Origin of the sequence: Variovorax sp. dw_308, assembly GCF_019207085.1 — a bacterium.
Lineage (GTDB): Bacteria > Pseudomonadota > Gammaproteobacteria > Burkholderiales > Burkholderiaceae_C > Variovorax.
The window spans coordinates 118,261-134,415 of sequence record NZ_JAATOM010000018.1; the positions used below are offsets into that span (position 1 = coordinate 118,261).

Sequence of the window (16,155 nt, forward strand, 5' to 3'; positions counted from 1 at the left end):
ATCGACTACTGAGTAAGGATCGCGTTCACTTCCTTCATGCGCTCGACTACTGTCGCCGGCGTGGCCGCTGGCGCCATGAAGCCGAACCAGCCGTAACCCACGACGTTCGGAAAACCTTGCTCACGGAAGGTTGGCACCATCGGGTAGACCGGGCTTCGCTCTTCGGACCCGACCGCCAGAACACGCAGCTTGCCAGCCTGCACATGCGGCAGTGCTGTCGGCATGGCGGTGAGCGTCGCATCCACGCGTCCCGCGAGCGGCTCGGTGTAGGCCGTGGCGTCGCCGCGGAAATGCACGTTCAGCCCCTTCACGCCGGCCTCCTTGAAGAACAGTTCGGCCGTCAGATGCGGACCGGAACCACTTCCTGGTGTCGCGAAGGTCAGGCCCTCTGGCTTGGACTTGCCGTAGGCGACCAGGTCGGCCACCGACTTGAACGGTGAACTGGCATTGACGATCAGGAAGACCGGCGCGTTTACTGCGAGCGTGACCGCCTTGAAATCGCGCACCGGGTCGTAAGAAAGCTTGCCGTACACCGGCTCGGCAGTCGCGAAAGGCGCGGCTGCGTAGAGCCAGGTGTAGCCGTCCGGCGCGGCTCGTGCGACATATTCGTTGGCCAGCCACGTGCCGGCACTGAGCTGGCTTGTTCTCGACGATGAATTGCTGCTGCAGGCATTTGCTCAGTTCTTCGCACAGGATGCGCGCCGAGATGTCATTCGAGCCACCGGCACCATAGGGCGACAGGACGCGCACTAGCCTGTGCGGCCAAACATCCTGCGCCTCGGCGAGCGACGGAAAGGCCGCGATGGCCGCGAAGGCGCCTCCGATTGCGGCGAACTGCGAGATGAAATGACGACGGTGAAGCGACATGGCGCTGTGTCCTGGATGGTTTTGCCTAGTCGAGTCGAACGACAGGCGGGTATACGAATTGCGTCGACAGATGCGGCGTGCGAGGCTGGTACAGCCGCAGCGTGAGATAGAACTGGTCATCCGACGGCGTCGGCAGCCAGTTGCAGCCTTCGCCGGGGTCGTCAGCCTGCAGCCGGATGCGGAGGCTCCCGTCTGTCTCGGTACGCAGGCCCTCTGTGCGGTCACCGATGGAGTAGCGATCGATAGGGTTGTCGATGAGCAGGCAGTCGCGGCGGCGGTACACGGTGAGCGACCAGAACGCATCGACCTGCGGCGCTGAGCCGCACGGAAAACAGAGTTCGTAGTGCGCCTTGCCGTCGAGCGGCGCACTTGCCGCGTCGACCTCGCAGACCGGGTACATCGCCTCCTCCATGCCGAGCGCGCCGATGAGGTTGCGTGCCACGCGGGCGCGTGTTGGGTAGTCGATGCCGTAGTCGGTACGTACGGAGACCGGCAGCGTCCAGCCGTTGCCGATGTCGCTGGCACTCACATCCTGTCGAAGCGCCGCGCAAGTCTCAGCCAGTGCGATGGCAAGCGCGGCCTCGGCGTCAGGCTCCGGCTCGCCATGGCGCAGGCCGAAACGATCGAGCAGTTCTAGCATCGCGCCCTGTCCGGCGGGCGCAGGATTGCGCTTCAGCACGTCGCGCACGGTGAGACGGTAGAGCATGACTTCGGGCACATCCCTTGGCCGGCGGTCCATGCCGGTGTCGAAGCGTTGCCATGCGGCGCTCGACGCATCGCCAGCTTTGCGGATCGCGTATTGGTCTTGCAGGCCATGCGCCAAGGCAATGTCTGCAGCATCCGCGGAAGCCAGCATGCGACCGATGATCCACACATCGCTGCCAGGCGCGGCGACGGGCACCGTTGCTTCGGGCACATCGCCCTTCCAATCCGGGCCATGCACGAACAGGCGCTGTGCTCGGTTGCCCGTCGTGCGCCGGCCAGCGTAGGCGAACGGGTTGGTCCACATGTCGAGGAAGCCCAGCGTCCAATAGCGCTCACCCATGTCCGGCACGTTGATGAGCAGCGGGCCATTGCTCAGGTCGAGCCAGGCGTTGTCATAGAGCGTGTCGTTGTTCGGCGAGACGACCTCCCGATTGCGCGGCGTGAGCAACTGGCGCGTGTGCCGAAAACCGTTGACCCAGCGGACGCTGGCATTGGGGTTGGCGTCGGCCAGTTCGCCGCTGTCGAGCTTGCGCGGGCACGTGGCCGCGCGCATGCGCGCCATCTCGAACAGCGGCAGGGTGTAGAGCACCGCATCTCGTGCGGCTTGATCCAGCGTACTGCTCATGCGACCCGCTCCACATCGGGAAAGCGGTACTGACCATCGAACAGCCTTTGCTGAGGATGGTAGAGGCGCAGAACGAGATAGAACGGGGCGTCCGGTGCGGGCAGCCAGTTCTGCTCGGGTCCCGGTGGACATTGGTGAGAGATGAACAACGTCAGGCAGCCGTCCGCGTTGCGAACCAGCGGGCTGCGGTTGCCGAGCGCGTGACGGCCAAGTGAGGTCGACGCGAGGTAGCGATCGCCGTCGTAGAGCGTGATCGACCAAAAGGCATCTGCCGGCAATTGGCCGCCATCCTCGAAGTGCAGCCGATAGCAATGCCCCCCGTGCAGCGCTACGCCGTCGTGGTCGTAGTCGACGCTGGCGTAGATGGCCTCGTCAGCGGCCAGCGCGCCGAGGCCCTTGAAGGCCGTGGCGGCGCGCAGCATGAGGTCGTCGCCATAGCGGCCGAGTCGCGTCGAATAGCGCCACGCCGCCTTCGAAGGACTGCGTGTATGCGCCTCGATCAGACGCATCGCCGCGGCATGGCCCTGCCGCAGGCCTTGGGCCACGCCGGGGCGCAGGTTCGCCAGCTTGCCATCGTCCGCGCACTGCAAGTGCAGGCTCGTCAGCAGCGCGAACACGCCGCGCTGAGAGGACGGCGGGGGAAAGTCCTGTACTGCGCGCAGCAGGTTGGCGAAGAAGTCGAGCGCCGGGTCGCCGCCTTCGCGCCATTGCGCGATGCTGCGGGGCGACGCCAGGGCAGGCGCCCGTGCGAACGTGGTGTCCAGGCTGAAGCCGGCCTGGAATGCGCGGGCCGCCGGCAGATCGGCTTCGTCGTCGACGAGGACGCGACCGAGCAACCACACCAGCGCACTGGGGCAGGCGATGGCGATGCAGCCCGCCGGCGGTGCACTGTCATCGCCTGGCGGCATGAGCGCGAAGCGGCTGCCTTCACGCGGACTGTTGCGCGTGCCGATGTTGTGAAAGTTGTTGGTGTAGACATCGAGCAACTCGAGCACGAAGTAGCGCCCAGTCTGCGCCGGCACCTCGATCACGACCGGCCCGCGCCGCAGGTCGATCCAGGCGTTGGTATAGAGCAGGTCGTTGGCGGGCGTGACGATGTCGCGATCGCGGTCGGTCCAGCGCTGCGCGCTGTGGCCCAGCTCGTTGAACGGTGCGCGGCCATAGCCGGTGGCGCCCGGCATGCCGCCGTCGTTGCCGGCCGTCTGCACGCGGCAGGTGCGCACGGCTTCTAGCAAGGGATACCCGGCGATGACAGCCGTGATCGCGGCGTGTGCCGACAGCGCCTCGACCGGCGTCGCATGTTCGAGTTCGAGAAAGGCTTCGGTAATGGTCATGACGGTCATGGGTATCTCTTCAGTCGGCCTTGATGTTTCCGGCCTGCACCAGCCGGCTCCAGGTTGCGATGTCATCGCGCACCTGCTGCGCAAATTGCTCACGCGGGATTGGCACAGGCTCCATGCCCAGCGCGCGCACTTTCTCGGCCGCCTCGGGTTGCTTGAGCATCGCATCCACGGCCTGCGCCAGCCTGTCGACGACGGGCGCCGGTGTGCGCGCCGGCGCGAAGATGCCGTACCACGAGGCCGTGTCGAACGCCACGCCCTGCTCCAGCAGGGTCGGCACGCCGGGGTAGCTGCTCGAGCGCCGCGGGCCGGTCACGGCCAGTGCCTTGATGCGCCCGGCCTTGACGAAGGGTGCGGCACTGGTGACATCGACCATGGCCACCTGGATCTGGCCTCCGATGAGGTCATTGAGTTCCGGCGCCACGCCCTTGTACGGCACGTGGCCCATGTGGACGCCGGTGGACTGGTTGATGGCTTCGAGGGCGAGATGGCCTCCGGATCCGTTGCCCCACGAACCCACCATGACGTTGCTGCCCGGCTTGCGCGCGATCTCGATCAGTTCCTTGACGGAATTCGCCGGGAAGTCGGGGTGCGCGACCAGCAGATTGCCACCCAGTGCGACGCGACCGATCGCGACGAAATCGGTTGCCGGCCTGTAGGAAAGGTCCTTGTAGATCGCCGGCGCGATCGCATGCGTGGCGCTGATGCCGAGCAGGATCGTGTATCCGTCGGGGTCGGCGCGTGCGACCTTGGCGCTGCCCAGCGTTCCTGTGGCGCCGGGCACGTTGTCGACGACCACCGTCGCCTTCAAGGTGGTGGCGAGCGACTGGGCGACCCAGCGGCCCATGACATCGGTGCCGCCACCCGGGGGAAATGGGACGACCAGGTGGATCGGCTTGTCCGGCCAGGGGGCCTCGGCCAGCGCTACGGGGGCGGCGCCAAGGGCTAGGACACCGATGGCGGCGGCCAGCAGCGTGCGACGACGGGGTGAATCAAGAGAGATCATGATGCTTTCCAGGGTGACGGCCGTGGATCAGGCCGCCGCGATCTCGACGACGGCATCGGCGGCAGCCACGCGGTCGCTCGTCACCATCAACGGGTTGATCTCCATCGTGCGCAGGCGCGGACCCAGGGCCGCGGCCAGCGCTGCGAAGCGGACCACCGTGTCGATCAGGCCCGCAGGGTCAATGGCCGGCTGGCCGCGCCAGGCTTGCAGGCGTTTCAGCACGCCGAGGCGTTCGAGCCGGTCGCGTACGCGCCCGGGGGTGGTGGGCGCGGTGAGCACGAGCGTGTGCGCATCGAGTTCGACGGCCACGCCTCCCAGGCCCAGCACGACGAGCGGCCCGAAGCTCTCGTCCCAGCGCGCCCCGAGCATCACTTCGACACGCGGGCTGAGCTTGCGCGCCACCAGCATGCCTTCGCGTCGCGCCTGCGGCGCCAGTTGCGTGACCGACGCCACGATCCCTGCGAAGGCCTCACGCAGTTCCCTTTCGTCGCGCAAGCCCACACGCACGCCGCCGACGTCGCTCTTGTGCAGCAGGTCGCGCGAAACGATTTTCAGCACGGCCTGGCCGCCGAGATCGCGCCAGGCGGCCACGGCTTCGTCCGCGTCCTGCACGTGACGGTGCGGCGCAGCTTCGACGCCGTTCGCGGCGAGGAAGGCGAGGCCGTCGATCTCGTTGCACATGGCGGCCGACATGCCAGTCGGCATCGAAACCCTCCCGCGTGCGGGTGCCTCATCGGCACTCGCATCGGCCTGCCACTTCGCCATCACCGCCAGGCTCTCGATCGCATGCGTTGGCTCCTCGTAGACGAGGCAGCCCAGCGCTTCGAGTTCACGCTTGAGTTCGGGCATCACGATGCCGGAAAAGGCCAGGCTGACGCCGGGTGCCGCCTCGCGCACCCATTTCACGGTTTGCGCGATCTTCCGCGCGTAGCCCGGCGCCGCACCCGCCGCCGCAAGGAACATCACTATGGCGTCGTATGCGCCGCTGCGTGCCGCTTCGACCGCCGCGTAGTCGACGAGGCTGTAGTCGGCGGTGATCTGCCCGGTCAGATCGACCGGGTTGCTGGTCGAGCAGAAAGCGATGCGGCGGCGCAGTTCGAGCGCGATCGGCTCGGGCAGCGGCGGCATGTCAAGGCCTGCATCGCTGGCCGCGTCCGCCATCAACGTGCCGACGCCACCCGACACGGTCAGGATGCCGAGGCGGGGGCCCCGGGGTGCCACGCCGAGCGCAAATGCCTGGCCGAAGCGGAACATCTGCTCGACGGTGTCGGCGCGGATGGTGCGCGTGTCATCGAACACGGCCTGATACACCGCGTCCTCGCCAGAAAGGCTCGCTGTGTGCGACATGGCTGCGCGCGCCCCGGCCTCGGTACGGCCCACCTTGGTCACGATCACCGGTTTGCCTGCCGCGCGCGCCTTCGCCAGCGCGCGGTGCAAGGCGCGCCCGTCGCGCGCGCCTTCCACATAGGCCAGGATCACGCGCGTGTCCTCATCGTCGACGAGGCCGTCGATGACGTCGGCGACCGAGGTGGTCGCCTCGTTGCCCGTCGTCACCCAGTGGCTCAATCCGAGCCCGCCCGCCCGTGCGAGCGAGTAGGCATAGGCCCCGAACGCGCCGCTCTGGCTCACGATCGCCACACCGCCGGCCTTCGGCTGCCCGGCCAGTGGGGCGGGCGAGAAGGTGGCATAGAGCCCACGGCGCGGGTTCATGGCGCCGAGGCAGTTCGGTCCCAGCAACGTGAGTTGGCCGCGGCGCGCGATCTCCGCCAGGCGGGCTTGCGCCTGCGCGCCTTCCGCTCCCACTTCGGCAAAGCCCGAACTCAGAACGATGGCGGCCCGCACGCCAGCCTGAACCGCCTGTTCGAGCGCGGCCGCCACCGCATCGGCCGGCACTGCGACGACGGCCAGGTCGATCTGAGCCGGTACGGCCGCCAGCGATTCGTACGCCGTCAGCCCCTGGACCTCCTTGGCCGCGGGATTGATCGGGTACACAGCGCCGGCATAGCCAAGTTCCTTGAGCAGTCGCACCGGCATGCCGCCGACCTTCTGCGGATTTTGTGAGGCACCGACCACTGCGACGGATGCGGGATGCAGCAATGCAGCAAGAGACATGGAGACGGGTCCTTGGAGTAGGACACGATCATGCCACCAACCTATTATGATAGGTTCTAGGGCTTACACCTATGCTGTTATGATAGCTTTGCGGGCCTTGGACCGAACTCTCCTCTTCGAGCCACATTTGCCAAATGGCAAAAACGCACCGACCGCCAGGTCGTCACCCCTTCGCCGTGCTAGCGCTTGATGACCGCCTTGTAGCTGAATGAGTCGCCGCGGAAGTACATGTCGGCATGCAGCAGGGGGCGGTCCGTCACATCGTGGGGCGTGAAGCGGATGCGCAAGACGGGCGCCGCGGCATCGATGCCCAGGTGCCGCGCGCGCAGCTTGCCCGCGGGCACGGCGCTCGTCTCGATGTGTGTGCTCTTCATCCGGAAGCCGAGGCGGCCTTCGAGCAAGGTCATGAAGTCGTTGGTATCGATGTCCTCGCGAATCAGCGCCTTCACGAGTTCCGCCTCTCCCCAGGCAATGCCGTACAACAACGGCTTGCCATCGACGCTCCGCACCATCGTGATTGCGGTAACTGGCTCGCCGGGCGCCAGCCTCAGCGCTTCCGCAACTGCCGCGGGCGCCTCGACTTCACGCACCGATAGTGTCTTGCCGAGGGCTTCACGTCCATGGGCCCGCATATGGTCGAAGAACCCGGTCAGCGGCCCGAGTTTGGGCGCGTCGGAGGGCCGGGTGACAAAGCTACCTTTGCCGTTCACCTTCTGGATCAGTCCTTTCGCATGAAGTGCTGCGAGTGCCTGGCGCACCGTGATCCGGCTGACACCGAACTCGATTTCCAGCTCCGCCTCCGATGGCAACTTGCTCCCCGCGACCAACTCGTTGACCACAATGCGTTGACGCAGTTGTGCTTCGATCTGGGCGAATAGCGGGAGGTTGGCGACGGCGGAGTTATCGGAGGAAGTTGACATGTAGGGCCCACGGTACGGAATGACCGGCGCGTCAATCACTTAAAGCAGACGCGTACGGCAAGTTTCCGATCATAAAAGGAGAGGCGGGATGCGCGGGCGCCGGCGCGGCGCTTCTTCAGTCAAGCTTGACGCCCGTGTCCTGCACCATCTTCAGAACAATCGGCAGGTTCGCCTTGTAGGCCGCGGTGGCCTGCGCCGGCGAATTGCCCACGGGCTCGGCGCCGAGTTCCCCAATGCGACGGGCCACATCGGGTTGCTTGATCACGGCCTGCACTTCACGCCCGAGGCGTTCGACGACGGCATCGGGTGTCTTTGCCGGCGCCAGCAGTGAGGTCGGCCCGGCCAAGGCATAGACCGGATCCGGATAGCCTTGCTCTGCAAAGGTGGGCACTTGCGGAATGGCATCTGCGCGGCGCGTGCCCACCACGGCCAGCGCACGCAACTTGCCGCTCGCAACGTAGGGTCGCAGTGTCGTAACCGAGCCGACCGTCATGGTGATGGCACCGCTGATCAGGTCGAACGCCATCGGGCCCTCGCCCTTGTAAGGCACGTGCAGCGTCTGCACGCCATATGTCTTGTCCATGTACACCTGCACCTGGTGCGGCAAGGTGCCGGGACCCCAGGAGCCCATCGCGTACTTTCCGGGCGACGCCTTCATGGCCTCAATCAGGCTTGCGACATCCTTCGCCGGGACCGAAGGATTGACAGCCAGGACGGTGCGCGCGAGCGCCACGTCCGACACCATTCGCAGATCGGTACGCGGGTCATAGGGCAGCTTGTCGTAAAGCGCCAGGTTGGCCGTGATCGGGCCAGGAATCGTCAACAGCAACGTGTAGCCGTCGGGGGCGCTTTTCGCGACGTAGTCCGTGCCGATGATGCCCCCCGCGCCGGTGCGATTTTCGACCATCACCGGCTGGCCCAACCGCTTGGCCAATGCCTCGGCCACGACGCGCGCGAAGATGTCAGTCGAACCACCGGCCTGGTACGGAACGATGAACCGTATCGGCTTGGCGGGGAATTCGTCCGCTGCACGCGCCGACGCGCCCAGCGACAGGAAGAGGGCTGCCGCGACAACGGCGTGCAGCGCAAGGGACGGCTTGGAACTTTTCATGGCCGGGATGATGCCACACCTATTATGACAGCAAGGACTGGGTTTTTACCAATTCCTCCCTTTGCTGTCATAACAGCCTAGGTGGTTTCCCGATTACCTATCATAATAGCAATTGGCATCATGGCTTCGAATTTCCATGCATCCGGACGCACGGACTGCACTGCCCAGCGGCCCAGCACCCAAGAGAGAACGCGATGAACTCCACCAACAACATCCTCATGATGAAGCAAGGCCTCGCGCGGCACGCCAGCGGCGTGCATACCCTGGGCGGCCAAGGCAACTCCTTGATCGTCGAACTGGGCGAAAGCCTCTTGCTGGTGGACGCAGGGCCGGGCGGGGACATCACGCGGCGGATGATCAGCGAGGTCCGCGAGAGCTTCGGCCAGCGCGTGAGCCACATCGTCTACAGCCATGGCCACATGGGCTACAACAACGGCGTGCAGCAGTGGCTGGACGACGCGGCCGGGAAAGGAGAGCGACCGCCGCGCGTCGTCGGTCACGAGCGCGTGGCCCACCGCTATGGTCGCTACCGCGAGACCGGCGGATTACAGGCCTGGACCAACGAGCACCAGTTCCGCTCGCCGTATCCGTCCGTGCCACCCGCGCACTGGTTCCGCCTGCCGGACGAGACTTACCGGACGCGGCTGCGCATCGAGGGACGCGATCGCAGCGTCGAGTTGATCCACGCGCCCTCCGAGACCGACGACGGCACCGCCGTGTGGATTCCGGATGTGCGCACCTTGTACGGCTCCAATGCGTTCATCAAGGCCTGTCCCAATTCGGGCTCGCCGTTCCGAATCCAGCGCGACGTGGTGCGCTGGGCTGCAACACTGGACATGTTCCTGGCGCTCGACCCGCTCGTGCTCATCCCCGAGTTCGGCAAGCCGCTGACCGATGCGGCGGAGATCCGGGAATCCCTGGAAGTCTCTTCACGCGCATTGAAGTACCTGCGCCAGGAAGTCGTGCGGCGCATGAACGCTGGCATGGGCGAGGTCGAGATCCTGCACGACGTGCCATTGCCACCGGACCTGTTCGCGCACCGATTCATGAACCCCACCTATGGCTGCGCTGAATACATCATGCGCGACATCTGGCGCAGCGAGAACGGCTGGTGGAACCGCAATCCCACCGACTTGCACCCCGCGGCACCGGACGCCGCGGCCGCAGCGGTCCGGGCGGCGTTGCCCGACGCGCCCCGGGTGCTCGAGCACGCGCGCCTGCTCGCCACAAAGGGCGACACTCAGCTAGCGCTGCATGTGGTGGATCTGCTGGCAGCCGCCAACCCTGCCGACCCGCTGGTGGCGCAGGCGCGCGAGCTCAAGGCTGAGCTCTGTCGCGTCCGGGCGACGCAGCTGACCTCGGTGGTCTCGCGCAACCTCTACCTGAGTGCCGCCGATGACCTGATGGGCGAACCGGTGTGCGATGCAGCCAGCCGCCAGCAACCGCAATGGGCCTGACCATGAAAACGGCCGCCCCTCCGACATCAGGCATTGGCGTCTTGATGAACGCCGAACTTTTTCGTGACCTGGTACCGGGTGTGCACACGCTGGGAGGACAGGGAAACACGCTCGCGATCGAGACGCATGAGGGCGTGGTCATCGTCGACGCCGGTCCCGGCGGACAAGTGTCGCAGCAGATGATCGCGCGCCTGCGCACTCTGACGCAGACGCGGGTGCACGCCATTGTCTACAGCCACGGCCACGCCGGATACAACGCCGGTGTGCAGGTGTGGATCGCGCACGCGCTCGCGCGCGGCGAAGCGCCGCCGCTGCGCATCGCGCACCGCAACGTGGCGCGCCGCTACCAGCGCTACGTGGAGACGGCGGGGCTGCAAGCCTGGCTCAACAGCCGGCAGTTCCGACGGCCCTTCAAAGCCGCCAGCGCGCAGGACTTCCCGATGCCACAGGTCCTGTTCGAAGACAGTCTGCGCCTCGCACTCGGAGACCGCGTGGTCGAACTGGTCGCAGCCCCATCGGAGACGGACGACACCGTGGCCGTCTGGCTGCCGCAAGAGCGCTTCCTGTACGGAAGCGCCGCCATGATCCGCAGCATTCCGAACATCGGCACGCCGCTGCGCACGTTGCGCGACCCGATGCGCTGGGTCGAAACACTGGAGCGACTCCATGCACTGGGTCCTACGATGGTCTTGCCGGAGTTCGGCAGCCCCATCACCAACGGCGCGGACATCGAGGCCGCGTTCTGGGTGCCCATCCGCGCGCTGCGCTGGCTGCGCGCCGAGGTGGTCCGGCGCATGAACGCGGGTCAGTCAGAGCGCGAGATCCTCGCCGGAATGCACTATCCGCCTGCGCTGTTCGGTCACCGCTTCATGCGGGCAATTTATGGCAGCCCCGGCTACATCGTGCGCGACATCTGGCGCAGCGAGAGCGGCTGGTGGGACCGCAATCCGACCCAGCTTCATCCGGCGCGCCCGGCCGACGCCGCGGCAGCGATCGTCGCCGCACTCGGCGATACCGGCGCCGTGCTCGCGCACGCGCAGCGCCTCGGTGACGAGGGGCGGACGCAGTTGGCCCTGCACGTGGTCGATTTGGTGGCGACTGCAAGCGACGACCCGGTGGCTCAGGCGGCGCGCGAGCTCAAAGCGAAACTGTGCGAGGCGCGTGCACTGCAATGCAGTTCCGTGGTGTCTCGCCAGATCCTGCGCAGTTGCGCGGAGGATCTGCGCGGCCTGCCGGTGGGAAGCACGCGGGATGATGATTCACCCATCAACTTCTCATGGGATGGCAACAATAACCCCGCGCCCCCGTCTGGGATCGGCGTATCACGACTTGGACCAGTAATTTCGGCCTGACAGAATCAACGCCCGTTCAAAAAGGTCCAACATGATTCAACGCCGCGTCCTCGGTCTTCTTCTTGCTGGCATCGCCGAATGGGCCACGGTGCCGATCGCGTCGGCTGCGCCCGCGCTGACGCCCGCGGAGGCGCGCACCATCGCCAAAGACGCCTACGTCTACGGGTTTCCGATGGAAGACAGCTATCGCACGATGTATGCCTTCTCCATCGCCAAGGGCAACCCCGAGTACAAGGGCCCGTTCAATTCGGTGCTGAACATCGCCCGCGTCTTCACCCCCGACGACAAGGCCTTCGTCACGCCGAACTCCGACACGCCCTACACCTTCCTCGGCCTGGACCTGCGCGCCGAGCCCATCGTGCTGACCTTGCCCGCCATCGAGAAGAACCGGTACTACGTGTTCCAGATGATGGACCTGTACACCTACAACTTCGACTACCTCGGCACGCGCACGACGGGCAATGGCGGCGGCAGGTTCCTGATCGCGGGTCCGCGCTGGAAGGGGCAGGCGCCCAAGGGCATCACCAAGGTGATCCGTGCAGAGACGGAGATGATCAACGTCATCGGGCGCACGCAACTGTTCAACCCGGGGGATCTCGACAAGGTCAAGCAGATCCAGGCAGGCTACAAGGTCGAGCCGTTGTCAGCCTTTTCCGGCAAGCCCGCACCCAAGGCGCCAGCCGAGCCGCATTGGATCAAGCCGCTCAGTCCGACGGAGCAGCGCACGTCGCTCGAGTTCTTCAACGTGCTCAATTTCGTGCTTCAGTTCGCTCCGACCCATCCCAGCGAGAAAGCATTGCGCGCGCGGTTCGCCCATATCGGTGTCGCGCCGGGCAAGCACGTCGACGTGAACGCCCTGCCCGCCGACATCAAGGCCGCGATGCAGGAAGGCATGGCCGATGGACAGAAGGCCATCGACGCGCGGCGCGCGGAACTCGGCGGCAAGATCGACACGCTCTTCGGCACCCGTGCCTACATGAAGAACAACTACCTGAATCGTGCCGTCGGCGCGCAGGTCGGCATCGGTGCCAATTCGCGCGAAGAGGCGCTCTACCCGATCTACGAAAAGGACGCCGCAGGCCAGCCTCTCGACGGCAGCAAGGGCCGCTACGTGCTGCGCTTTGCGAAGGGCCAGTTCCCCCCGGTCAACGCGTTCTGGTCGCTCACGATGTACGGCTTGCCGGACCAACTCCTCGTGAAGAACGACCAGAACCGCTACCTCGTCAACTCGCCGATGCTGCCGGACCTGAAGACGGACGCGGATGGCGGCCTCACCATCTACATCCAGAACGAGTCGCCGGGCAAGGACAAGGAAGCCAACTGGCTGCCTGCGCCACAGGGCCCATTCATGCTGACCATGCGCTACTACCTGCCAAAGCCGGAGTTGCTCAGCGGACAGTGGAAATCGCCCGTCGTGCAAATCGCGCCGTGACGCTTCGGCGGCGCGCCGGCTTCGGCTTGCCCTGACCGAATCAATACATCGGAAGAATTCGATCCATGTCATTCAGGATCGACCCATCTCCACTTCAAAAGGATCAGGATGACTCGAATCCACATCAAGGCAGCAGGCGCGATGGCACTGGGCCTCTCGCTCATCGCCGCGCAACTGGCGTTCGCACAGCCTTCACCCGATCAAGTGCGCGCGATCACCAAGGACGCGTACATCTATTCGTTCGCGATGCTCGAGAACTACAACACCATGTACAAGCAGGTCGCATCGCCCAACGACCCGGCTTATGTGGGTGGCTTTGGCCAGTACCGCCACTACGCGCAGGCCTTCACGCCGGACAACCATGACGTCGTGACGCCAAACAACGATACGCCCTACTCATGGGCTTGGGTCGACCTGCGCACCGAGCCTTGGGTGGTGAGCGTGCCGGCCGTGGCCGACAAGCGCTACTACGTGCAGCAGTGGATCGACCTGTTCACCTACAACTTCGCCTACGTCGGCTCGCGCGCCACCGGCAACGCCGCTGGCAACTTCATGCTCGTCGGGCCGAAGTGGAAGGGCAAGCCGCCCGCAGGCATCAAGAAGGTGTTCCGCTCCGAGACGGACATCGTTCTCACGCTCACGCGGACCGCGCTGAACGGACCTGAAGACGTCGAGGCAGTGAAGACCGTGCAGAATGGCATGAAGCTCCAGCCGCTCAGCAGCTTCGAGCACAAGACCGCGCCGCCCGTTGCGCCCGCCATCGACTTCCCGCCGTTCGACAGGGCAAAGGCGCGCTCGCACGATTTCATCGGCTATCTCAACTTCCTGCTTCAATTCACGCAGCCGCCGCATCCGAGCGAAATGGCCTTGATGAAGCGCTTCGCAACCATCGGCATCGCCCCCGGCAAGCCCTTCGACGCCGCGGCCCTGCCGCCCGACACGCTTGCCGCGATCGACCTCGGCGTGAAGGATGCGCAGGAGGCCCTGGCAGCGAAGGCCAAGGTCACCTTGTCCTCCAACGGCCTATTCGGCTCGCGCGCGGAGTTGAAGAGCGACTACCTCACGCGTGCCATCGCGGCAGAGAAGGGCTTGTATGGCAACTCATTGGTGGAGGCCTGGTACGGCGGTTACGTCGGCGACGGTACGAAGCTGCAGACCATTCACTTCGCCAAGGGCCAACTTCCGCCGGCGAGGTTCTTCTGGTCGATCACGCTGTACTCGCTGCCCGACCGCTTCCTGTTTGCCAACGATCTCAAGCGCTATTCGATCGGCGACCGCACCAAGGGCCTGAAGTACGACGCTGACGGAGGCCTCACGCTTTACGTGGGACACGCATCGCCAGGCCCTGAAATGGAATCCAACTGGTTGCCCGCACCCGATGCGAAGTACAGCGCAGTTGCCCGCATCTATGGGCCGAGCAAGGCTGCGATGAATGGCGCCTGGAATCTGCCGCCGCTGACGCCCGTCGCGACCAAGTGAGCCCGGACAATTCTCAAGGAAACCCATGAAGAACATCCTTGCCGCAGCCGCAGTCTTCGCCGCCGCAGGCCTGCCCCTCGGCGCAGCGGCGCAAGCCAGCGGCGCCGACATGAACGCTGCCAACAACCCGCTCACGCCCACCATCGGCGCCAACCTGCAAGACCAATACGTGGGCCGCTCCTACGGTCTGGGCGACGCGGACAGCAATGCCTTCTTGTTTCGTGGCACTTTGCCGCACAAGCTCTTCGGAATGCCGCAGATTCTGCGCGCGACGATGCCGGTGGTGACCACTGCCGACACGCCCTTGCCCGGCGGTCGCTACACCGGCGCGGGTGACCTGAACCTGTTCGACGTGTTCCTGTTCAAGGCCGGCGGCGTCGAGTTGGGCATCGGCCCGCAACTCACTTTGCCCACTGCGAGCCGTGACCAGACCGGCGCAGGCAAGTGGCAAGGCGGCCTTGCCGCGGTGGCCATGGCCCCGCAGAAATGGGGCCTGGTGGGGGGCTTGGTGACATGGCAGAAGTCGTTTGCCGGCGACGACCGGCCGGGCGTCGACACGGCCCAGTTGCAGCCCTTTTTCATCTACAACCTGGAGCAGGGTTGGTACGTGCGCAGCTCTGCCACGTGGAACTTCAACCTGAAGAACGGCGACTATTCCATTCCGGTGGGTGCGGGCGCCGGCAAGATCTGGAAGATGGGCGGCACAACTTACAACCTGTTCGTCGAGCCGCAATGGACAGTTGCGCACCAAGGCGACGGGCAGCCCAAGTTCCAGGTGTTCATGGGCTTGAACCTGCAGTTCCCGCTTTAAGAACTAGCGCGTGCCAGTCGAACTTCCTCACTGCGGTGCCCCGCGCGGCGCCCACCGCCCTTGCATCGGAATCGCCATGAAACGCTCCATTCACGCATTGCTTGCAACGACTCTTTGCGCGGTAACGGTCGCCGGCGCCCAGACACTGCCCCCCGACGCCCATCATTGGCTCGGCAGCGAGACCGTGAAGAGCCGGCTTGGCAACTTCGAGTTCAAGGGCGGCTATCCCACGGCCAAGGCAAGTGACCAATTGAATGACCTGCTGGTGATGAACCGCGCGGTCGAGGTCTACCTGCAAAACGTGTCTGCCGTCTCGATGTACAAGTTCCGTCGGGGCTTGGAGGACTTCGGCGTGAAGACATCCAGCCAGATCGCCATCTGGTCCGAACTGCTGGACGCCAACACCCTTCTTCTGACGGCCAACTCGGACACGGTCTACACCATCACCTTTCTCGACTTGAAGAGGGATGGCCCGACCGTCGTCGAACTGCCTCCCAAGATGCTGGGACTGTTTGACGACATGTGGATGCGCTACATCATCGACGGCGGTGTGGCCGGGCCGGACAAGGGCGAGGGGGGCAAGTACCTTTTGCTGCCGCCCGACTACAAGGGCGAGGTGCCCGCCAGTGGCTACCACGTCAGCAAGTCGCCTACTTACGGCATCTGGATGCTTATGCGGGCGGTGGATCCAGACCCCAAGGCCGCATCGGAGCGCTCCCGGCAGATCAAGGTCTACCCCCTTGCGCAACAGGCCAGCCCCGGGCCCACGACTTTCCTCGACGCGTCGGGCAAGTACCTCGACACCATCCATTCCGATGACTTCAGCTTCTACGAAGAACTGAACGAGCTGGTGCAGCAGGAACCGGCCGACGCGATTGGGTCGCTCCAACGTTTCTACCTGGCGTCGATCGGCATCGTGAAGGGACAACCATTTGCAC

13 protein-coding genes are annotated in these 16,155 nt (G+C 65.3%); 6 read left to right on the forward strand and 7 right to left on the reverse strand.

Features of this window, described 5'->3' with window-relative positions:
* Positions 1-5 precede the first annotated feature (5 nt).
* The 7 genes from HCU76_RS27005 to HCU76_RS27035 form a co-directional block, all read right to left on the reverse strand.
* Positions 6-617 carry a tripartite tricarboxylate transporter substrate binding protein gene (locus tag HCU76_RS27005; protein WP_345944795.1) on the reverse strand — a complete coding sequence of 204 codons (612 nt, stop codon included), beginning with the start codon at positions 615-617 and terminating at the stop codon, positions 6-8.
* A 275-nt stretch (positions 618-892) separates the two neighbouring features.
* The gene (locus HCU76_RS27010) at positions 893-2,197 is read right to left on the reverse strand and encodes a DUF1254 domain-containing protein (protein WP_213958958.1); all 1,305 of its coding nucleotides are present in this window, start codon (positions 2,195-2,197) and stop codon (positions 893-895) included.
* Positions 2,194-3,531 carry a DUF1254 domain-containing protein gene (locus tag HCU76_RS27015; protein ID WP_213958996.1) on the reverse strand — a complete coding sequence of 446 codons (1,338 nt, stop codon included), beginning with the start codon at positions 3,529-3,531 and terminating at the stop codon, positions 2,194-2,196. Before HCU76_RS27015 ends, HCU76_RS27010 begins: the two co-directional genes overlap by 4 nt.
* A 19-nt stretch (positions 3,532-3,550) precedes the next feature.
* Positions 3,551-4,543, reverse strand: a complete 993-nt coding sequence (locus HCU76_RS27020) for a tripartite tricarboxylate transporter substrate binding protein (RefSeq protein ID WP_213958959.1) — start codon at positions 4,541-4,543, stop codon at positions 3,551-3,553.
* Positions 4,544-4,570: 27 nt separating this feature from the next.
* On the reverse strand, positions 4,571-6,655 hold the full coding sequence (locus HCU76_RS27025) for an acetate--CoA ligase family protein (protein ID WP_213958960.1): 2,085 nt from the start codon (positions 6,653-6,655) through the stop codon (positions 4,571-4,573).
* A gap of 179 nt (positions 6,656-6,834) precedes the next feature.
* Entirely contained in the window at positions 6,835-7,614 is a 780-nt protein-coding gene (locus tag HCU76_RS27030; protein WP_371319908.1) for a GntR family transcriptional regulator, read from the reverse strand.
* A gap of 76 nt (positions 7,615-7,690) precedes the next feature.
* Entirely contained in the window at positions 7,691-8,686 is a 996-nt protein-coding gene (locus tag HCU76_RS27035; protein WP_213958962.1) for a tripartite tricarboxylate transporter substrate binding protein, read from the reverse strand.
* A gap of 194 nt (positions 8,687-8,880) precedes the next feature.
* Here HCU76_RS27035 and HCU76_RS27040 point away from each other — a divergent pair, with 194 nt between their 5' ends.
* The 6 genes from HCU76_RS27040 to HCU76_RS27065 all read left to right on the forward strand — a co-directional run.
* Positions 8,881-10,143 (forward strand): alkyl sulfatase dimerization domain-containing protein, encoded by a 1,263-nt coding sequence (locus HCU76_RS27040; protein ID WP_213958963.1) that lies wholly within the window; start codon positions 8,881-8,883, stop codon positions 10,141-10,143.
* Positions 10,134-11,495, forward strand: a complete 1,362-nt coding sequence (locus tag HCU76_RS27045; protein WP_256354478.1) for an alkyl sulfatase dimerization domain-containing protein — start codon at positions 10,134-10,136, stop codon at positions 11,493-11,495. The genes HCU76_RS27040 and HCU76_RS27045 overlap by 10 nt, the downstream gene beginning before the upstream one ends.
* Before the next feature lie 31 nt (positions 11,496-11,526).
* Positions 11,527-12,927 (forward strand): DUF1254 domain-containing protein, encoded by a 1,401-nt coding sequence (locus HCU76_RS27050; RefSeq protein ID WP_213958964.1) that lies wholly within the window; start codon positions 11,527-11,529, stop codon positions 12,925-12,927.
* Positions 12,928-13,035: 108 nt separating this feature from the next.
* On the forward strand, positions 13,036-14,406 hold the full coding sequence (locus tag HCU76_RS27055; RefSeq protein ID WP_213958965.1) for a DUF1254 domain-containing protein: 1,371 nt from the start codon (positions 13,036-13,038) through the stop codon (positions 14,404-14,406).
* 25 nt (positions 14,407-14,431) lie between these two features.
* The gene (locus tag HCU76_RS27060) at positions 14,432-15,217 is read left to right on the forward strand and encodes a hypothetical protein (protein WP_213958966.1); all 786 of its coding nucleotides are present in this window, start codon (positions 14,432-14,434) and stop codon (positions 15,215-15,217) included.
* 10 nt (positions 15,218-15,227) lie between these two features.
* A partial coding sequence (locus tag HCU76_RS27065; RefSeq protein ID WP_371319909.1) for a DUF1254 domain-containing protein occupies positions 15,228-16,155 on the forward strand: 928 nt, incomplete at its 3' end.